We start from the raw sequence: 18,878 nt of genomic DNA, 5'->3' as shown, positions 1-18,878 counted from the left end.
CGCGAAGCGGCGACCAGCAAGCTCAGGCGGCGATCAGAGCGAAGCGGCAGCGGAGCGAATCGCCGCGGAGAAGTAGCTGACCTGGGTGTAGACGCCCGGCTTGTTGGGGCGGGCGCAGCCGTCGCCCCAGCTCACGATGCCGACCTGGATCCACGCGTTGCTCGCGTCGCGGCGGAACATCGGGCCGCCCGAGTCGCCCTGGCAGGTGTCGACGCCGCCCGACGTGTAGCCGGCGCAGATCTCCTCGGCCGCGATGACCTCGCCGCCGTACATGGACGACGAGTTGCAGGTGCTGTCGCTGACGAACGGCACGGTCGCCTTCAGCAGGTAGCGCTGCTGCGCCCCGCCTTCCCGGGCGGCGCCCCAGCCGCTGATCGTGAACGTGCCCGAGTCGTACGCCGTGCTGGTCGCGATGGGCAGGGTGGCCAGCGTCGTCACCGGGCTGGAGAGCCGGATGAAGGCCCAGTCGTCGCCGTTGCCGTTGTAGCCCGGCGCCCGGTAGACGTAGTTCGAGGTGCGGGTGATCCGGCTGCTCGACTGCAGGTCGACGCTGCCGAGCGTGGCCGTGATCGACGTGTTGGCGCCGGTGCGACTCACGCAGTGCGCGGCCGTGAGCACGAGGGTGGGGCTGTAGAGGGCGCCGCCGCAGCCCATCGACAGTCGCACCATGAACGGGAATTCACCCTGAGCGGCGCGGGTGCCGCCGACCACCGACGGGCCGGCCACGCCGTCGCCCGGCCCGGCCGACGCCGCGGCCGGTGACGCGGTCGCGCCCCAGGCCGCCACGGTGAGCGCGGCCAGCGCCGTGCCCACGAAGATCCGCCACTTGACCATTCGGTCCTCCCCACCAAGAGCGCGCCCGGTAGGACGCGTAGGGAAGGAGCGTAGGCATTGAGATCGATGGATGTGACGATCCCAAAACCGTCATATCGTCAAGTCAATCCTCGTCGTCCTCTTCCTCGGGATCCTGGTTGGCCTCTTCGCCGAGGACGAAGGCCTGCATGGCCAGTTCGTCGCCGGAGGGCCAGACGTAGGTGGGCAGCTCGGCCGGGCCGAGTTCGAGCACGTGCGACCAGAACTGGCGGACCGCCTCGGCCGGGGTCTGCGCCTCGATCGGGAGGGCGACGCTGACCAGCCACGTCTTCTTCGCGGCGACGGTCGCCGAGCCGCCGACGGCGCCCGCGAGCCGGCGGAACACCGCGGGGTCGACGCCGGCGATGCGGACGTCGTGCTCGTCGAGGTGCAGCTCGCCGGCCGGCACCGGCTCGTCGAAGGCGCGGCGCAGGTAGGCCAGAACCAGGTCGTCACCGTCGGCCTTGAGCGCGTGGGCCACCGCCACGACCTCGCCGCCGACGACGAGCAGCACCTCGTCGTCGGGCTCGACCGGGCCCGCGCCACCCGACACCGTCACCGTGTCGTGGTGGAAGAGCCGCTCGGTCGCCCACCGTTCCGCCGGAATGATCACCGCCCACTGCGCCATGCGTTCCATCTCATCACGGGCCGGTTTCCGGCGCGTCATGCGGCCGGATCGGGGCCGAGCGGTGGCACCCAGCAGCCCGCCACGTGGTCGTCGACCATGCCGGTGGCCTGCATCAACGCGTACGCCGTGGTGGGGCCGACGAAGCGGAAGCCGCGCTTCTTGAGGTCTTTGGCCATGGCCTTGGACTCGGCCGTGGTGGCCGGCACCTCGGCCCGGCTGGCGGGGCGCGGCGGGCGCGGGGCAGGAGCGTAGGACCACAACAGCTCGGAGAGGCCGCCGGGCAGGTCGGCGGCGACGCGGGCGTTGTGCAGCGCGGCGTCGATCTTCATGCGGTTGCGGACGATGCCGGCGTCGGTCATCAGGCGGGCCGCGTCCTTCTCGCCGAAGGCGGCCACCTTGTCGATCGAGAAGCCGGCGAAGGCGGCCCGGAAGGCCGGGCGTTTGCGCAGGATGGTGATCCAAGCCAGGCCGGACTGGAACGCCTCGAGGCACATGCGCTCGAAGATGCGGTCGTCGCCGTGGACCGGGCGGCCCCACTCGTCGTCGTGATAGGCCACGTAGTCGGGCGTGCTGCCGCCCCAGAAGCAGCGGGGCCGGCCGTCGTCGCCGATCACCAGGCCGGCCTCGAGCAGCGCGGCCGGGGCGACGCCGGGCTGCGGTGCGCCGAACGCCGAAGTGTCTGTCATGGCGACCACCGTAGAGCGGGGGTCCGACAGAAACTCAGGGCAGGCGGCCCTCCTCGACCAGCCGGCCGAACTTCTTCAGCGCGCCGGTGAAGCCCAGCTTGGAGCCGGGCCAGACCACCGGCCAGGCCAGCTTGCCGACCGGGCCGGCCGGCAGGTGGAACCACTCGTGCAGCACAACCTGGGTGCGGTCGCCCGACATGGCCGTGCAGCGCATCGTGCCGGGCCCCCGCAGCACCTTGCCGCAGTGCACGACGCGCACCTCGTACGGTGGATTGACCTTGACCACGCGCAACTCGTCGCGCAGCACCGCCGGGCCGAGCGCGGTCACCGCCTCGACCAGGCTGCCCTCGCCGCCGTCGCCCTCGACCACCCGGACCTTGGTCAGCGGGATCCAGTCGCCCTGCTTCTCCCAGCTCAGGAACGCGGCGAAGACCTTCGAGGCGGGCGCGTTGACGATCACCGTGGCGGTGACCTCGCCGGTGCCGGGCCGGGCGGCGTCGCCGAGCCCGTCGGCCGGTCCGGTCGCGCTCATCGCGGCTCCGCCGGCTCGGCACGCGGGGCAGGGGCGTCCGCGGAGACCACGTCGGGCTCGCGGTTCACCTCGATCTGCAGGTCGGGCTGGGCCGGCACGACCTCGGCCGGGGCGATCGCGGCCTCGCGCGCCTTGCGGAGCACGTCGGCGTCGGCCGTGCGGCCCTCGCGCAGCGCCGCCACCTCGGCCTCGAGCACGCCGATGAGCTCGCCCTTGTAGCCGATGTCGTAGGCGGCCCGCTGCAGCGCCTGGTCGACCTGGGACATGCGGTAGCCCCGCCAGGCGGTGTCGAACCGGGTGCGCGAGACGTCCTCCTCACCGAGCGGCCGGTCGCTGGGCAGGGGCACGGCGGCCCCGTCCGGCTCGACGGGCGTCAATGCGTTGTCGCCGCCACCGATCATCACGGTCACGCCGAACACGATCGCGGCCACGACCAATGCCACGACTATGAAGAGGAGAAGCTGGCCCATGCGCTGAATGTTGGCATGTCGGACAGCGCGTGGCGAGTCCGCCACCCCGACACGCCCGGGCCCGGGGGACTACGTCCAGGTCAGGATCTTTTTTCGCCAGGCGTAGAGGATGCCCAGGGCGAGGACGGCCACGAAGACCCCCATCTCGGTCACGGTGGCCCAGCCGAAGCCCGGAAGGTCGAAAACGACGGCCCACGGGAAAAGAAAAACAGCCTCGACCGCGAAGAGAACGTAGAGGTACGCGTAGACGTAGTACCTGATCTGGGCCTGGGCCCAGTCGCCGCCGACCGGGTCGATGCCGCTCTCGTAGGCCACGTACTTGCCCGGTGGCTGGGCCGGGGCGGCCGGGCGGAGCAGCTTGTTGGCCCCGAACGCGCCCACGAAGACGAGCACGCCGGCCGCCGCCACCAGGCCCAGCGTGGCGTAAGAACCCAGATACCCGTCCACGATCGTTCAGGGTAGCCGGATAGTGGACTCCGGTGGTTCAGGCAAGCCTCACCTGGCTACTGTGGTCAACGGCCTGTCCCGGCTCGTAAGGAGCGGCGACGTAGGCTGGAACTGACGAAGAGCGGGCCGCCCATCGATGTGCTCTTTCCCGCCGGCCGGCCCCCAATGGGAGGTTGTGAACGTGTCCGCTGGAGCGAAGCGAGTCGAACAGCTGGACCGGGTGGTCATCCGGTTCGCCGGCGACTCGGGCGACGGCATGCAGCTGACCGGTGACCGATTCACCTCGGAAACCGCGCAGCTGGGCAACGACATCTCCACCCTGCCCAACTTCCCGGCCGAGATCCGCGCTCCCGCCGGCACTCTGCCCGGCGTGTCGAGCTTCCAGGTGCATTTCGCGGATTACGACATCCTGACCCCGGGTGACTCGCCCAACGTGCTGGTCGCGATGAACCCGGCCGCGCTCAAGGCCAACCTGGCCGACCTGCCGTCGGGCGCCGACATCATCGTCAATACCGACGAGTTCACCAAGCGCAACCTGGCCAAGGTGGGCTACGCGGCGAGCCCGCTCGAGGACGGCTCGCTGTCCGACTACGCCGTGCACCCGGTCGCCCTCACCTCGATGACGGTGGGCGCGCTGGCCGAGCTGGGCGTGGCCAAGAAGGACGGCGAGCGCGCCAAGAACATGTTCGCGCTGGGCTTGCTGAGCTGGATGTACTCGCGCCCGTTCGAGTCGACTCTGCGCTTCCTCGAGACCAAGTTCGCCAAGCGCCCCGACCTGGTCGCGGCCAACAAGGCGGCCTTCCAGGCCGGCTGGAACTTCGGCGAGACGACGGAGAGCTTCACCGTCCGGTACGAGGTCAAGCCGGCCCGGATGAAGCCGGGCACCTACCGGAACATCACCGGCAACCAGGCGCTCGCCCTGGGCCTGGTGGCGGCCAGTGTGCGGTCCAAGCTGCCGCTGTTCCTGGGCGCGTACCCGATCACCCCGGCCTCCGACATCCTGCACGAGCTGTCCAAGCACAAGAAGTTCGGCATCACGACGGTCCAGGCCGAGGACGAGATCGCCGCCATCGGCGCCGCGGTCGGCGCTTCGTACGGCGGCGCCCTGGGCGTCACCACCACGAGCGGCCCCGGCGTGGCGCTCAAGGGCGAGACGATCTCGCTGGCCATCGCGCTCGAGCTGCCGCTGGTCATCGTCGACGTGCAGCGGGCCGGCCCGTCCACCGGCATGCCGACCAAGACCGAGCAGGCCGACCTCAACATGGCGCTGTTCGGCCGGCACGGCGAGGCGCCGCTCGCGGTGATCGCCCCCAAGTCGCCGTCCGACTGCTTCCACGCGGCGATCGAAGCGGCCCGCATCGCGCTGAAGTACCGCACGCCGGTCATCCTGCTGTCGGACAACTACGTGGCCAACGGCTCCGAGCCCTGGCTGCTGCCCTCGGCCGACGAGCTGCCCGACATCTCGGTCGAGTTCACGACCGAGCCCAACGGCGAGGACGGCCGCTTCCTGCCCTACCTGCGCGACCCCGAGACCATGGCCCGCCCGTGGGCCATCCCGGGCACGGCCGGGCTCGAGCACCGCATCGGCGGGCTCGAGAAGGCCGACAAGACCGGCGACATCTCGTACGACCCGGCCAACCACGAGCACATGGTGCGCACCCGGGCCGCCCGCATCGAAGCCATCCCGGTGCCCGACGTCGAGGTCGAGGACGCCGACGAGAACGCGCGCGTGCTGGTGCTGGGCTGGGGCTCGACGTACGGCCCGATCGGCGCCGCCTGCCGGGCGCTGCGGCAACGGGGTCTGCCGATCGCCCAGGCCCACCTGCGCCACCTGGCGCCGCTGCCGGCCAACCTGGGTGAGGTGCTGGCGGCGTACGACAAGGTCGTCATCCCCGAGATGAACCTGGGCCAGCTCGCTCACGTGATCCGCGCGAAATACCTGGTCGACGCGGTCCCCTTCAACCAGGTCAGCGGCCTGCCCTTCACCGCCGCGACGCTGGAGAACATGCTCGAGGACGTGGTCAAGAATGGCTAGCCCGACGATTCCGTTGACTCCGGTCAACCTCACCGCCAAGGACTTCAAGTCCGACCAGGAAGTTCGCTGGTGCCCCGGCTGCGGCGACTACTCGATCCTGGCCGCCATGCAGCGGTTCATGCCCGAGCTGGGCATCCCGCGCGAGAACATCGTGTTCGTCTCCGGGATCGGCTGCTCCTCACGCTTCCCGTACTACATGAACACGTACGGCATGCACTCGATCCACGGGCGGGCGCCGGCCATCGCCACCGGGCTCTCGGTGTCGCGGCCCGACCTGTCGGTGTGGGTCGTGACCGGCGACGGCGACGCGCTGTCGATCGGCGGTAACCATCTGATCCACGCCCTGCGTCGCAACGTCAACCTCAAGATCCTGCTGTTCAACAACCGGATCTACGGCCTGACCAAGGGGCAATACAGCCCCACCTCCGAGCTCGGCAAGATCACGAAGTCGACCCCGGCCGGCTCGGCCGACTCGCCGTTCAACCCGATCTCGCTGGCCCTGGGCGCGGAGGCCACCTTTGTCGCCCGGACCATCGACTCGGACGCCAAGCACCTGCAGTCGGTGATGCGGGCGGCGGCTCAGCACGAGGGTTCGGCGTTCGTCGAGATCTATCAGAACTGCAACATCTTCAACGACGGCGCGTTCGAGCTGATCAAGGACTCGACCACCCGGGAAGACCACCTGATCCGCCTCGAGCAGGGCGAGCCGATCACCTTCGGCGCCGACAAGCAGTTCTCGGTGACCCACCCGGCCGGCAGCTTCGGTCTCAAGGTGGAAGAGGGCGGTCAGGCGCTGGTCCACGACGCCACGGTGGACGACCCGGCGTACGCGTTCGCCCTGTCGCGGCTGTCCGGCTCCGATCTCGGCACCACGCCGATCGGGGTGTTCCGCAACGTGCAGCGCCCGTCCTACGACGAGCTGATCACCAAGCAGCTGGTCGATGCCAAGGCGACGGCCGAGGGCACTCCGGAGCAGATGCTCGACGGCCTGCTCAACAAGGCCGATACCTGGACGATCCTCTAAGGACTCTCGTCTCGCGGCACGACCCTCGGTAGGATGCAGTCCTCTTCCTGCCGGGGGTCTTGCCGTGACCGATCCTGAGCTCAACACCGAGGTCGCCCACTCCGCACGCGTGTGGAACTACCTGCTCGGCGGCAAGGACAACTTCGCCGCCGACCGCGAGGCGGCCGAGTACGCTTTGGCCCTCATGCCCGAGCTGGTGCAGTCGGCCCGGGCCAACCGCGAGTTCCTGGGCCGCGCGGTCCGCCACCTGGCCGGCGAGGCGGGCATCCGCCAGTTCCTCGACATCGGCACCGGGCTGCCCACCGCCGACAACACCCACGAGGTGGCTCAGGCCGTCGCCCCCGAGAGCCGCGTCGTCTACGTCGACAACGACCCCATGGTCCTGGTCCACGCGCGGGCGTTGCTGACCAGCACCCCGCAGGGCGCCACCGACTACATCGACGCCGACCTGCGCGACCCGGCCGCCATCCTGAGCGCGGCGGCCCGCACGCTCGACTTCGAGCGGCCGGTCGCGATCATCCTGTCGGGCATCGTCAACTTCCTGATCGACGACGCCGAGGCGACCGCCGTGGTGCGCCGGCTGGTCGGGGCCGTACCGGCCGGCAGCTACCTGGTTCTCTCGCACCCGACCACAGAGGTCAACGGGCCCGCGGTCGAGAAGTCGATGAAACAGTGGAACGAGAGCGGCGCGGCGCCGATCACGGCCCGCACCCGGGACGAGATCGCCGCCTACTTCACCGGCCTCGAACTGCTCGAACCTGGGGTCGTGACCTGCTCGGCATGGCGGCCCGACCCGGCGCACCCCGGCATCACCGACAAGGTCTCCGAGTTCGCCGGGGTCGGCCGGAAGGTCACCTAGACGGCGACGTTGACGTCGCTCTTCTCGTCGCGGATGTAGACGATCATGTCGCCGGTCTCGATGGTGACGGACTGCTCGCCGCCCAGCGGCAGCACCTTGCCCCGGCGGATCAGCGCGACGACCAGGGTCTGCAGCTGGCGCGGGTTCTGGCCCACCTCGGCCCGTTCGGCGCTGCGCATCGCCAGGGCCATGCCCTGACCGGGAGTGAGCAGGTCTTCCACCACGTCGATGAGCGGCGGCGCGGTGGTCGTGAGGCCCAGCAGCCGGCCGGCGGTGGCCGACGAGACAATGACGTGGTGGGCGCCGCTCTGCTTGAGCAGGGCGGCGTTCTCTTGCTCGCGGACCGAGGCGATGATCCGCACCTGGCCGGCGGTGAGCTGGCGGACGGTCAGCGAGATCAGCACCGACGCCTCGTCGGTGTCGGTCGCGATGATGACCGCCTTGCAGTTCTTGACGTCGGCCTCGAGCAGCACCGCGGAGCGGGTGGCGTTGCCCTCGATGACGACGAGTCCGTTGGCCACGGCCTGGCGCACGCCGTCGGGCCGGCTCTCGACCAGGACGATCCGCGACTTGTCGTACCCCGTCTCGAGCAGCGCGGCGACGGCGGCCCGGCCCTTGGTGCCGTAACCGCAGATGATGATGTGGTCCTTCAACTGTCGCCTCCACCGGCTGACCCGCAGGCTGTTGCGATATTGGTCGGTGAGCACCTCGAGGGTGGTGCCGACCAGGATGATCAGGAAGAGCACGCGAGCCGGGGTGATGAACAGGACGTTCACCAGCCGGGCGTGCGGGGTGAACGGCGTGATGTCGCCGTACCCGGTGGTGGAGAGCGACACGACCGCGTAGTAGAAGCAGTCGAGCAGGGTCAGCCCGTCCTCGTTGACATCGCGGTAGCCGTCCCGGTCGGCGTAGATGACCAGGACCGTGACCAGGACGAGCGTTATCGCGAGCGCCAGCCGGATGCCGAGCGCGCGCAGCGGTCCCTGCCGGACCTTGGGGATGTTGATCATGTGACGACCCGCACGGTGACACCATAGCGATCGAGGCTGGGACGACCACCCAGGACATCACATTAATCATCGTTCAGGAACATCAACTACGCAGTTCGGCACGCTTAGGAAAAGCGGGATAGACGGCGTTGTATATGGCCGAACCGGGTTCGAACACTGCGGGCATGACCCGACGCATCGTTCTCATCCTCGCCCTGGCGCTGGCTCTCGTCGCCCCCGCCGGGATCGCCCGGGCCACCACCGCCGACAAGCCGGCCGTCCTGGCCGGTTGGACGCAACCCACCAAGGCCAGCTACGCCGCCTGGAACGCGGCCCGCCTCGACCGGGGGCCCTGGAAGGAGTACGGCTTCGACTGGTCCACCGACGACTGCTCGGCCAGCCCCGAACGGCCGCTCGGGTTCGACTTCACCATCGCCTGCCGGCACCACGACTTCGGCTACCGCAACTACAAAGACCTGGGGCAGTTCCGGGCCAACAAGGCGCGCGTGGACGACACGTTCTACGCCGACATGAAGCGCGTCTGCGTGCGGCACCACATCGCCGTACGGGCCGCTTGTTACACCGTGGCCTGGACTTATTACCAGGCGGTGTACCTCTTCGGCTCGGTGACTGCCGTCCGCCAGGCCGACATCAACCGGGCCGCCACTTTGATGCGCGACCGCTAGCCGCGCAGGGTTCCCGCGAAACGGGCGGCGCCGTCCTCGAGGTCGGGGTGCTCGACGGCCAAGGCCATGGCGACGATCCGGTCGAAGCCCAGACCGACCCCGTCGGCGTAGGCGACGTCGAAGGCGGCATCTCCCAACGCCGTACGCAGGGAAAGTTGCTGGGACGACCAGAAGCGCCCGAACATCTCCGTCCGGCGGGCGCCCCGTGCCGCCTCGGCCCCGCCGAACAGCACAGCGGCCGTCGTCAGGTCGCCGCCGAGCGCGCAGCGCACCGCGATGGCCGCCACGGCGTCGGCCGCCGCGCCGCTGAACCCGTGCCGCAGCCGCGAACGCAGCGCCACCACCAGGTGGTCGTGTGCCGCCACCAGGTCGCCCCGGCGCAGCGCGACCATGCCCAGCAGCCAGTCGACGGTCCGCTTGCCCCGGTGTTCGGGACAGCTCGCCTCGGCCTGCCGGGCCGCCCCCAGCAACTCGGCCGCCGAGGTCAGCTCGTCCCGGCGCCACAGCAGCTCGGCCAGGGCGATCACCGCGGGCAGGGCCGCCTCGGAAACGCCGCAGCGGTCGGCCTCGGCGATCACATCGCGGCACAGCCGCTCGGCCTGGTCGTAGTGGCCGGCCTCGATCAACGTGCTGCGATGCCCGGCCAGGGCGCGGACCAGCAGCGCGTGGTCCTCCTCGGCGCGGGCGATCCGCTCGGCGCGATCGAGGAAGCGGGTGCGCTCGGTCCGGTCGTCGGCCAGGCCGGCGTGCACCAGGTGGGCGTACGCGAGAACGGCCGGCTCGACGTCCACCCCGTCCAGCCGCTGGTAGAGGCGGGTCAGCAGGGCACGGCCCTCCGCCGCCGTGCCGTGCTCACGCCACCACGGGTCGAGAGCGAGCGCCAGCCGCAGACCGGACCGGACACTGCCCTTCTCGGCCGCCCAGCGCAGCGCGGTCTGCCACTCGGGCACGAACGGCGCCAGCTCGGTCAGCGACGTGGTGCGCGGCTGGCCGTCGGTGTCGACCGCGACCGAATCCAACGTGTGCAGGGCCCAGGAAACGTGCCGGTCGCGGGCGGCCCGTTCGTCGCCGGCCGCGGTGAGACGCCGGGAAGCGTACGCCCGGACCTGGCCCGACAGCCGGTAGCGGGGGCCCGGCACCAGCTCGATCAGCGACTTGTCGGCCAGCTCGGAGAGCGCGCCGAGGGCCTCGACGCCGCACCACTCGACAGTGCCCAGATCGACCGTGCCGGCGAAGACGGCCAGGCGGCGAAGTAGACCGGCGGCCGGGGTGCTGAGCGTCCGGTACGACCAGTCCAGGTTGGCGGTGAGGCTGCCGTGCCTCTCCCCGGCGTCGGCGTTGACCGGGTCGAGCGCGGCCAGCGGATCGTCGAGGCGCGCGGCCAGCTGCTCGGCCGAGAGCGAGCGCAACCGGGTCGCGGCCAGCTCGGCGGCCAGCGGTGAACCCTCCAGCCGGGCCGCGACCAGGGCCAGATCGGCATGGTCCTCGACCGGAGCCGGGCGGCTGCCGCGAGCCTCGGCCGTACGCTCGGAGAGCAGCGCGAACACGTCGGCCGGCGACAGCGGGGGCAGATTCCAGACGACCTCGCCCGGCACGTTCAGCGGCACCCGGCTGGTGACCAGCACATCGAGACGGGGGCAGCGGGCGAGCAGGCGGCGGAGCAGGGTGGCGCAAGCGGCCGGCGCGGCGTCGGCCGTCTCGAGGACGAGCAACATCTGGCGGTCGGCGCAATGCTCCAGCAGAGTCTCGAAGATCGGACGGCCGGGCTCGGTGCGTACGCCCATGGCCGCGGCGATCGCGGGGGCCAGGTCGTCCTGCGCGTCGACGGTCCAAACCCCTTGCGGGTACGCCTCGAGCAGGTGCTCGGCCACGGCGAGGGCCAGCCTCGACTTGCCCGCGCCGCCGGGCCCGGCCACGGTGACCATGCGGTGCCGGTGGACCAGGGTGGTCAGCTCGGCCAGCTCGGCCCGGCGGCCGACGAACGCGGTGAGTGGGGCCGGCAGGTTGTGGGTGGCGGCGCCCGGCGTACGTGGAGCGGGGAAGTCACGGTCCAGGCCGGGCGCGAGGATCTGGAACAGACGCTCGTCGTCGTCGAAGCCGCGCAGGCGGTACGGGCCGAGATCGAGCAGGTCGACGTCGGCGCCTTGCGGGCTCTGGCTGGGACCCGGGACGGTGAGGGCGAAAGGCACAGAAGCGCCGGAGGAGAGGACGGCCAGCATCGTCGCCCCGGAACAAAGGATCTGTCCGCCATGCGCGGCCGAGGCGACCCGGGAGGCCCGGTGAACTTCGGCGCTGGCGTACTCGTTGCCGACCGGCCGGGCCGGGCCGGTGTGCATGCCCATGCGGACCTTCGGAGCGACCTCGGAGCTTGGCCACTCATGTGCGGACAGTTGCCGTTGAGCCTCCACACAGGCCGCGACCGCGTCGCCCGCATCCTGAAAAGCGATGAAAAAACTGTCACCCTCCGTGAAGAGCTCGACACCGCCGAAGTCACTCAGCGCTGCCCTCATCACGGAGCGGTGATCGCCGAGGACCGAGCCGTAGTCGTCGCCGAGCATCCGGGCCAACCGCGTCGAGCCCTCGATGTCGGTGAACACAAAGGTCACCAGCCCGCTCGGCAGCTCGGTCCGTCCCGACACGGTTGAACCTCCGCCCCCTTTGGGAAGTCGCGTCTCATGCTGACGTATCACAGCGTCACCGACCATCGTAGAAACGGACAGTGACCGTCCACGCGCCACGGCCGACCCCGGACGGAGGACATTGTCTGACTTCGTACAGCACTACGCGTGACGTAACGAAATAGATCGAGCCGGGTCACGCCGCAGTCGGCCAGTTCCGGCCGACCGTTCGGGCGTCCCCGCCGGAGGCACCCTGTGCGACGGTCCGCCGGGGTCGCCGATTAGCCGTTTCGCGCAGCTAGATCATCATATTTTGGGCGGTTCCGCGGCTGGTCGCACTGCCGGTCCGCCGAAGGAGAAAGATCAGCCAGGAGTGATCGCCCGGGTTGGGCAAGATCGACATGTCCCAGGATCCGGGAGCGGGACCGGTCGGCCCAGAGGCGCGGCCACTCGATCGGGGCCGAGCGTCGTCACCAAATCGATATCGAGCGCTGCTCCGATAAGCGGTTCCGGTGCTTCCCCGGTACGGGTTCGGAGCGCAGCCGTCAGCAGCCGCAGGCGCCGCCGCAACAGCCGCCGCCGGCGGGCGCGGCCGGGCCGGAGGGCGCGCTGCCGCCGCGACCGGTCACGGCGACCGTCGAGAGCAGCTTCACCGTGTCGGCGTGGCCCTGCGGACACGTCGAGGGGGCGGAGGCCTCGCTCATCGACCGGACCACCTCGTAGGTGTCGCCACAGGCACGGCAGCGGAACTCGTAACGCGGCATGGAAGAAGAGTAGGGCCTCCGGCGACCGGCGAGACAGTCAGCCGGTGCGTTGCCCCGGAGTTATCCACAGGCTTCAACACGGGTCCCTCGCTGCGGGCACCGGTTGGGTAGTGTCGACCGCGTGGCGGAGCGGCAAGAGAAACCGGCGGCAGGGCCCGAGCTGAGAGCTGCGGCTCCGCACCAGGCCGGCCCGCTGGCCAGCTCCGGCGCGGCCCCGGCCGAAGAGCCACCCCCCACCGAAATCGCGAGCGGTCAGCCGGCGCCCGGCTCCGGCGCGGCATCACCGAGCCCTGATCAAAGGGCCGCGATTCCCGCGCAGAGGGAGCCGTCCGACAAGCCACAAGGGACACCGACCGCAAGCGCGCCTCAAGGCTCCAACACTGACAAGGCGGACGCAGCGCGAGACGTCACGGCGACGAGCGCAGCAGGAACCAAGGCCGGCCCGGCGGCGACGAAGGAAACGCCGACCGGCGAGACCCCGTCGGCTGGTGGTGCGGCAACGAAGAGCGGCGACGGCGCAGGCGGCCCCGCAACGACCGGCAACGCCGCCACGGCAGGCAGTGCGGCAGCGGCAGGCAGCACGACACCCGCAGCCGGCGCCGCGGCCGGCGGCGTGGCGACCAACGGCACGGCGGGCGGCAGCGCGGCGGCCGGCGGTGCAGCGGGCAGCGGCGCGGTGGCCGGCGGCGCGGCGGCGGCGAAGTCGCCGGCTACTGCTGCTACGGCGGTTCGCCGGGCGGGGCGGCTGCGGCGGGCCGCGCCCATCCGGGCGGTGGGGCGGGCCGGGCGCAGCACAGCAGCGTGGGCCAAGCGGCCCAGCGGGCGGCTCATCCTGCCCGCGGCCATGGCCGTGCTGCTGCTCGGGGCGGCGGGGACGGCGGGCGCCTATCTCGTGCCCGAGGCTCTTCAGTCGGCGCCCTCGCCCAGTGCCTCCGCCGGGTTCCCGCTCGACGCCGCCGGTGGTGTGCCGTCGGCCGGGCCACCGGCGCCGGGTGGCAGCGGGGTGCTGGGCGACCCGGGCGGGCTGGCCGGGGCCCCGGGCGGGCTACCTACCGGGCCGGGCGCGCTCGGCGGGCTGCCCACCAGCGGAACCGTCCCGACGGGAGCCGCGGGCGCGACCCTGGGCCCCACCACCGCCACGCAGAACGGTGGACGGCCGGCCGACGCGCTGGCCGGGTGGGCCGGTCCGATGGGCACGCGGCTCGGCATCCCGGTGGTCGCCATCCAGGCCTACGGCTACGCCGAACTGGTGCTTCAGCGCACCATGCCCGCGTGCCACCTGAGCTGGACCACCATCGCCGCGCTGGCCAAGGTCGAGTCGTCGCACGGCGCGGCCAACGGGGCTGTTCTCTCCACCGACGGCACGGCCATGCCGCCGATCTTCGGGTTGCCGCTCGACGGCAAGGGCGGCCGGCAGCTGATCCCGGACACCGACCGCGGCGCCCTCGACCAGGACACCACCTATGACCGGGCGGTCGGGCCGCTGCAGTTCATCCCGGCCACCTGGAACTCCTACAAGGTGGACGCCGACAACAACGGCGTGGCCGACCCCAACGACATCGACGATGCGTCACTGACCGCGGCCACCTACCTCTGCCAGGGCGGACGCGACATGAACCGGCCCGACGCCTGGTGGGACGCGATTCTCTCGTACAACGCCGTCCGGCCGTACGCGCAGAAGGTCTTCGACGCCGCCAACGACTACGGACGCCGGTCGCGAGGTTGACGCCGAATCGTGCACGCAGAGTGACAGTACCTACACATTTACGGTCCCGGCACTTCCCAGACGGTGCGCTTACCGGCAAGCTGTACGGGTGAGGGTGCGTGAATGGGATCCCCGGACCGCCTCGGCGGCGGAGATCCGATCGCTCGTGGAGACGGTGAACACGGTGCTCGCCGCCGATCTCCCGGACGATCCACCGTGGGTCGACGGGCAGGTCCGCGACTATCTCTCCGAGACCATGCCCGGCGAGCGGCGCATCAGCTGGGTGGCCGAGGACGATCGTCTGCCCGAGGGTGAGAGCGAGATCTTCGCCCACATCAGCATGCTGCTGCTCGGCGACATCGGCGTGCTCGAGGTGATCGTGCAGCCCCGCCTGCGCCGGCGTGGGCTGGGCCGCCAACTGGTGGCGGTGGCCGTCCGCCGGGCCTATCTCGAGGGTTTCTCCAGCATCGGGGTCGAGGCCATCGGCGGCACCCCGGCCATCGCGTTCTACGAGGCGCTGGGCTTCGAGCGCGAGTTCGTCGAGACGCGCAGCGTCCTCTCCCTCTCCGACGTGGACTGGCCCGCCTTGACTGTCATGGCCAACAGCATCGGCGCCGGTTACCGCGTCGAGTTCCATCCCGGCGGCCCGCCCGACCACCTGCTCGAGGCGTACGCGCAGGCCAAGCTCGAGGCTCCGGACGACGAGGACGACCTCGACCTGGCGCCTCGCTCGTCCGATCCGCAGCGGCTGCGCGACTCGCTCGACACGCTGCACAAGCGCGGCCTGAAGCCGTACATCGTGCTCGCCCTGCACGACGAGAGCCAGGTCGTCGCCGGCCTGACCGAGGTCGTCGTGCCGGCCCATCATCCGGAACGTGCCGACCAGTACGACACGATCGTCGTGCGCGACCACCGCGGCTACGGCATCGACCGGGCGATCAAGGCGCGCATGCTGTTCGAGCTGCGCTCGGCCGAGCCCGGGCTGCGCGAGGTGCAGACCTGGAACGCGCAGCACAACGAGTCGATGCTCAAGGTCAACGCCGAGCTGGGGTACGAGGCCGACCGCGACTGGTTCGAGTACGGGGCCGACGTCGCGCAACTGGTTCAAAGCCTGGAGTCCATCGACTAAGCTCAACCTCTGCGACCGGCCGCCCGAACGCCGGTCCACGTTCCTTGAGCGCGACTTCGTCGCGGTGGAGGCGCCGTGCTGGGTCACCGTTTGTTTCCGCTGGTCGCCGTGGTGGCCCTCCTCTTTCCGGGCACAGCGCAGGCCGCCGCCAAGGCCGCGGACGAGCCGCTGACGGTCGGCGCCGTGCAGGGAACGGCCGCCCGGTCCCCCTACGCCCCGGCCACCGGCAACGGCTCGAGCGCCGCGAAATATCAGGTGCGGGGCGTGGTCACTCAGCTGACGCTGGCGCACACCAGCGCCGGGGCCGAGCAGCACGGTTTCTTCCTGCAGAGCCGCACCGGCAACACCGACGGCGACCCGGCCAGCTCCGACGGTGTCTTCGTCTTCCTGGGCGCTTTCACCACGTTGATCGGCGACTACACGCCCAAGGCAGGCGACGAGATCGTGATCAACGCGCGTGTCGCCGAATACTTCAACCTGACCCAGCTGACCAGCGCCGAGTGGGTCACCACGCTGGCCACCGGGCTCGACGTGCCGGCCGAGGTGCGGGTCGACGACGCCGTCCCGCCCGCCGACAAGCCCACCGCCGACCTGTTCTGGGAACAGCACGAGGGCATGCAGTTGCGGGTGCGGGCCGGGGCCGGCGTCGTGTCGAACACCAAGACGTTCGCCTCCACACAGGACGCCGAGGTGTGGCTCGTGGACCGCGACGACCCCGTGCTGAAGCGGACCGACCCGTACGCAAGAAGGGTTTTTCGCGACGCGCACCCGCTCGACAACCAGGCCGACGGCAACGGCAACCGGATCATGATCGGGCCGATGGGGATCAAGGCCGTGGGCGGGAAGTTGCCGGCCGCGCGCACCTTCGACACCACCACCGGCGACGCGGTCGGTGGCCTCTACTACGCCTTCAACAAGTACGGCATCCAGGTCGCCGGCGTCACCTTCCGGCCCGGCATCGACCCGGCCACCAATCACCCGCCGCGGCCCGCCAACCGGCAACGCGAGCTGGCGATCTCGACCTTCAACGTCGAGAACCTGTACGACTTCCGCGACGACCCGAACGACGGCTGCGACTTCACCGGCAACACCGGCTGCCCGGGTGTCACCCCGCCGTTCGACTACGTGCCCGGCAGCCAGGCCGACTACGACACCCGCCTGACCCGGCTGGCCCGCCAGGTGACGGCCGACCTGCACAGCCCCGACCTGATCCTGGTGCAAGAGGCCGAAGACCAGGACATCTGCCGCGTCACCGGCAAGGCGCTGAACTGCGGCACGGCCGACAACGCGGACGGCAAGCCGGACACGCTGCAAGAGCTCGCGCTGACCATCGCCCGCAACGGCGGTCCGGCCTACGACGCGGCGTCCGACCGCAGCGGCGCCGACGCCCGCGGCATCGTTTCCGGATTCCTCTACCGCACCGACCGGCTGTCGCTGCCCGCGGCTGCCGCCACCGACCCCGTGCTCGGATCGTCACCGCAGGTCGCCTATCGCGGCGCCGCTCTGCCGGCCAACGCCGAGGTGTCCAACCCGAAGACGCTGAACGCGGTGCTGCCGGCCGACGTCGATCGGTCGACCGGTGTGGACGGCAGCAATGTCTACACCCGTGCCCCGCAGGTCGCGCTGTTCGAGGTGCGCGCCGCGCCGGGTTGGTCCGACCGCTACCACCTGTGGGCGATCAGCAATCACTTCTCGTCCGGCCCCGACACCCGGGTCGGTCAGCGGCGCGAGCAGGCGGCGTACGGGGCGGCGATCACCGACGCGATCGAGGTAGCCCACCCGAACGACCGGGTGGTGCTGGGCGGCGACCTGAACGTCTTCCCGCGGCCGGACAGTGACCAGCTCGACCCGCTCTATGCGACCGGCCTGCACAACCTGTGGGACGACCTGGTCGCCGCGGCGCCGTCATCGGCGTACTCGTACGTCTTCGACGGCCAGGCTCAGACGCTCGACCAGCTGTTCGTCAACGACGGCCTGCACGGCGACCTGATCGAGATGCGCTCGGCCCACGTGAACGCCGACCACTCGGAGGGCGCCACGCGGGGGCTGAGCGACCACGATCCGCAGGTGGCGCGGTTCGAGTCCCAGGCCGGTCTGTCGGTGGGCGACGCCGGCGTCGTCGAGGGCCACACCGGCCGTACGCCCATGGTCTTCCCGGTGACGCTGACCCGGCCGCTGACCTTGGCGCTGACGGTGTGCGCGGCGACCGTGCCGGGCACGACGACCCTGCCGTACGCCGACTACGACCCCTACCTGGGCTGCCGCACCATCCCGGCCGGCGCCACCGGCGTCGACTTCCCGATCGAGGTGCGCGGCGACCGGCTGCGCGAGCACGACGAGCAGTTCAAGCTCGAGGTGGCCGCCCTTTATCCCGTACGCCTCATCGACGGCACCGCGACCGGCACCATCAGGAACGACGACTAGTACCGGTCGCGCAGCAGCTGGGCGACCTCGGTGGCCCAGTAGGTCAGCGTGATCTGGGCGCCGGCACGCTTGATCGAGGTGAGCGATTCGAGCATGACCCGCTCCCGGTCGATCCAGCCGTTGCGGGCGGCCGCTTCGACCATCGCGTACTCGCCGGAGACCTGGTAGGCCGCGACAGGCACGGTGACCCTCTCCCGGATCGCGGCGATCACGTCCAGGTAGGGCAGGGCCGGCTTGACCATGACGATGTCGGCGCCCTCGGCCACGTCCAGGTCGACCTCGCGCAGCGCCTCCCGCAGGTTGGGCGGGTCCTGCTGGTACTGACGGCGGTCACCCTGCAGCGTCGACTCGACGGCCTCGCGGAACGGGCCGTAGAAAGCGCCCGCGTACTTGGCCGAGTAGGCCAGCACCGAGACGTCCTGGTAGCCCGCCTTGTCGAGGGCGCGCCGGATGACCCCGATCTGGCCGTCCATCATCCCGGACGGCCCGACCATGTGGACACCCGCGTCGGCCTGGGCCACGGCCATCTCGGCGTAGATCTCCAAGGTGGCGTCGTTGTCCACCGAACCGTCAGCGGCCAGCACTCCGCAGTGCCCGTGCGAGGTGAACTCGTCCAGGCAGAGGTCGCCCATCACCACGGTGGAGTCGCCCACCTCGGCGATCAGGTCCCGGATGCCGACGTTCAGGATCCCGTCCGGGTCGAGCCCGGCCGAGCCCGTCGGGTCCTTGTGCTCACTCGTCGGCACGCCGAACAGCATCAGCCCGCCGACCCCGGCGCTGACCGCCTCATGGGCGGCCTTGCGCAGCGAGTCGCGCGAGTGCTGCATGACACCGGGCAGCGAGCTGATCTCGCGCGGCTCGGTCAGCCCCTCCTTGAGGAAGAGGGGCAGGATCATCTCGGCCGGGGCGAGGCGGGTCTCCTCGACGAGCCGGCGCATGGCGGGCGAGCGCCGCAGCCGGCGCGGGCGGACGTCGGGGAAGGACATGGCGTGCTCCCTAGTCCGGCGCGCCGGCGGCAGCCGGCGCACCG

16 protein-coding genes and 1 pseudogene are annotated in these 18,878 nt (G+C 70.8%); 7 read left to right on the top strand and 10 right to left on the bottom strand.

The window, feature by feature from the left end; all coding sequences use genetic code 11:
- Positions 1-33 precede the first annotated feature (33 nt).
- From OWR29_RS43205 to ndhC, 6 genes are all read right to left on the bottom strand, one after another.
- A complete protein-coding gene (locus tag OWR29_RS43205) occupies positions 34-834 on the bottom strand; it encodes a S1 family peptidase (protein WP_267569446.1) in 801 nt (266 codons plus the stop codon).
- 103 nt (positions 835-937) lie between these two features.
- On the bottom strand, positions 938-1,480 hold the full coding sequence (locus OWR29_RS43200) for a hypothetical protein (RefSeq protein ID WP_267569445.1): 543 nt from the start codon (positions 1,478-1,480) through the stop codon (positions 938-940).
- Between the two features lie 35 nt (positions 1,481-1,515).
- Positions 1,516-2,094, bottom strand: a complete 579-nt coding sequence (locus OWR29_RS43195) for a DNA-3-methyladenine glycosylase I (RefSeq protein WP_267569543.1) — start codon at positions 2,092-2,094, stop codon at positions 1,516-1,518.
- A 106-nt stretch (positions 2,095-2,200) separates the two neighbouring features.
- On the bottom strand, positions 2,201-2,698 hold the full coding sequence (locus OWR29_RS43190; RefSeq protein WP_267569444.1) for an SRPBCC family protein: 498 nt from the start codon (positions 2,696-2,698) through the stop codon (positions 2,201-2,203).
- Entirely contained in the window at positions 2,695-3,168 is a 474-nt protein-coding gene (locus tag OWR29_RS43185) for a DivIVA domain-containing protein (RefSeq protein ID WP_267569443.1), read from the bottom strand. The genes OWR29_RS43190 and OWR29_RS43185 overlap by 4 nt, the downstream gene beginning before the upstream one ends.
- 69 nt (positions 3,169-3,237) lie before the next feature.
- Entirely contained in the window at positions 3,238-3,615 is a 378-nt protein-coding gene (gene ndhC / locus OWR29_RS43180) for an NADH-quinone oxidoreductase subunit A (protein WP_267569442.1), read from the bottom strand.
- 136 nt (positions 3,616-3,751) lie between these two features.
- Here ndhC and OWR29_RS43175 point away from each other — a divergent pair, with 136 nt between their 5' ends.
- The 3 genes from OWR29_RS43175 (at position 3,752) to OWR29_RS43165 (ending at position 7,533) form a co-directional block, all read left to right on the top strand.
- Positions 3,752-5,650, top strand: a complete 1,899-nt coding sequence (locus OWR29_RS43175) for a 2-oxoacid:acceptor oxidoreductase subunit alpha (RefSeq protein ID WP_267569441.1) — start codon at positions 3,752-3,754, stop codon at positions 5,648-5,650.
- Complete coding sequence (locus OWR29_RS43170; protein WP_267569440.1) at positions 5,643-6,674, top strand: 2-oxoacid:ferredoxin oxidoreductase subunit beta; 1,032 nt, start codon at positions 5,643-5,645, stop codon at positions 6,672-6,674. The genes OWR29_RS43175 and OWR29_RS43170 overlap by 8 nt, the downstream gene beginning before the upstream one ends.
- 64 nt (positions 6,675-6,738) lie before the next feature.
- Positions 6,739-7,533 (top strand): SAM-dependent methyltransferase, encoded by a 795-nt coding sequence (locus OWR29_RS43165; protein ID WP_267569439.1) that lies wholly within the window; start codon positions 6,739-6,741, stop codon positions 7,531-7,533.
- Here OWR29_RS43165 and OWR29_RS43160 read toward each other — a convergent pair.
- A complete protein-coding gene (locus OWR29_RS43160; protein ID WP_267569438.1) occupies positions 7,530-8,543 on the bottom strand; it encodes a potassium channel family protein in 1,014 nt (337 codons plus the stop codon). The two genes, OWR29_RS43165 and OWR29_RS43160, sit on opposite strands and share 4 nt — an antisense overlap.
- Positions 8,544-8,707: 164 nt before the next feature.
- Between OWR29_RS43160 and OWR29_RS43155 the strand changes: the two genes are divergently transcribed.
- Complete coding sequence (locus OWR29_RS43155; RefSeq protein WP_267569437.1) at positions 8,708-9,208, top strand: phospholipase; 501 nt, start codon at positions 8,708-8,710, stop codon at positions 9,206-9,208.
- Here the strand turns inward: OWR29_RS43155 and OWR29_RS43150 are convergent.
- On the bottom strand, positions 9,205-11,847 hold the full coding sequence (locus OWR29_RS43150) for an adenylate/guanylate cyclase domain-containing protein (RefSeq protein ID WP_267569436.1): 2,643 nt from the start codon (positions 11,845-11,847) through the stop codon (positions 9,205-9,207). The two genes, OWR29_RS43155 and OWR29_RS43150, sit on opposite strands and share 4 nt — an antisense overlap.
- Positions 11,848-12,371: 524 nt before the next feature.
- Positions 12,372-12,590, bottom strand: coding sequence for an FmdB family zinc ribbon protein (locus OWR29_RS43145; RefSeq protein ID WP_267569435.1), 219 nt, complete (start codon positions 12,588-12,590; stop codon positions 12,372-12,374).
- 613 nt (positions 12,591-13,203) lie between these two features.
- Here OWR29_RS43145 and OWR29_RS43140 point away from each other — a divergent pair.
- From OWR29_RS43140 to OWR29_RS43130, 3 genes and pseudogenes are all read left to right on the top strand, one after another.
- On the top strand, positions 13,204-14,316 hold the full coding sequence (locus OWR29_RS43140; protein WP_267569434.1) for a lytic transglycosylase domain-containing protein: 1,113 nt from the start codon (positions 13,204-13,206) through the stop codon (positions 14,314-14,316).
- Between the two features lie 88 nt (positions 14,317-14,404).
- Complete coding sequence (locus tag OWR29_RS43135; protein WP_267569433.1) at positions 14,405-15,424, top strand: GNAT family N-acetyltransferase; 1,020 nt, start codon at positions 14,405-14,407, stop codon at positions 15,422-15,424.
- Between the two features lie 156 nt (positions 15,425-15,580).
- Positions 15,581-17,848, top strand: a pseudogene (locus OWR29_RS43130) (DUF8508 domain-containing protein); the annotation flags it as partial.
- Here OWR29_RS43130 and hemB read toward each other — a convergent pair.
- Positions 17,845-18,834: a porphobilinogen synthase gene (gene hemB / locus OWR29_RS43125; RefSeq protein WP_267569432.1), complete on the bottom strand. Its 990-nt coding sequence runs from the start codon at positions 18,832-18,834 to the stop codon at positions 17,845-17,847. The pseudogene OWR29_RS43130 and the gene hemB overlap by 4 nt on opposite strands.
- Positions 18,835-18,878 lie beyond the last annotated feature (44 nt).

Origin of the sequence: Paractinoplanes pyxinae, assembly GCF_026626335.1 — a bacterium.
In the GTDB taxonomy this organism is placed as follows: Bacteria; Actinomycetota; Actinomycetes; order Mycobacteriales; family Micromonosporaceae; genus Actinoplanes; species Actinoplanes pyxinae.
The sequence above is the reverse complement of the archived record's forward strand: the minus strand, read 5'-3'. Positions and strand labels throughout refer to the sequence as shown.

Excerpts from the sequence above, each read along its gene's own strand:
- OWR29_RS43205 (WP_267569446.1), bottom strand. The coding sequence starts at position 834 with ATGGTCAAGTGGCGGATCTTCGTGGGCACGGCGCTGGCCGCGCTCACC.
- OWR29_RS43200 (WP_267569445.1), bottom strand. The coding sequence starts at position 1,480 with ATGGCGCAGTGGGCGGTGATCATTCCGGCGGAACGGTGGGCGACCGAG.
- OWR29_RS43190 (WP_267569444.1), bottom strand. The coding sequence starts at position 2,698 with ATGAGCGCGACCGGACCGGCCGACGGGCTCGGCGACGCCGCCCGGCCC.
- OWR29_RS43185 (WP_267569443.1), bottom strand. The coding sequence starts at position 3,168 with ATGGGCCAGCTTCTCCTCTTCATAGTCGTGGCATTGGTCGTGGCCGCG.
- OWR29_RS43175 (WP_267569441.1), top strand. The coding sequence starts at position 3,752 with ATGTGCTCTTTCCCGCCGGCCGGCCCCCAATGGGAGGTTGTGAACGTG.
- OWR29_RS43170 (WP_267569440.1), top strand. The coding sequence starts at position 5,643 with ATGGCTAGCCCGACGATTCCGTTGACTCCGGTCAACCTCACCGCCAAG.
- OWR29_RS43160 (WP_267569438.1), bottom strand. The coding sequence starts at position 8,543 with ATGATCAACATCCCCAAGGTCCGGCAGGGACCGCTGCGCGCGCTCGGC.
- OWR29_RS43155 (WP_267569437.1), top strand. The coding sequence starts at position 8,708 with ATGACCCGACGCATCGTTCTCATCCTCGCCCTGGCGCTGGCTCTCGTC.
- OWR29_RS43145 (WP_267569435.1), bottom strand. The coding sequence starts at position 12,590 with ATGCCGCGTTACGAGTTCCGCTGCCGTGCCTGTGGCGACACCTACGAG.
- hemB (WP_267569432.1), bottom strand. The coding sequence starts at position 18,834 with ATGTCCTTCCCCGACGTCCGCCCGCGCCGGCTGCGGCGCTCGCCCGCC.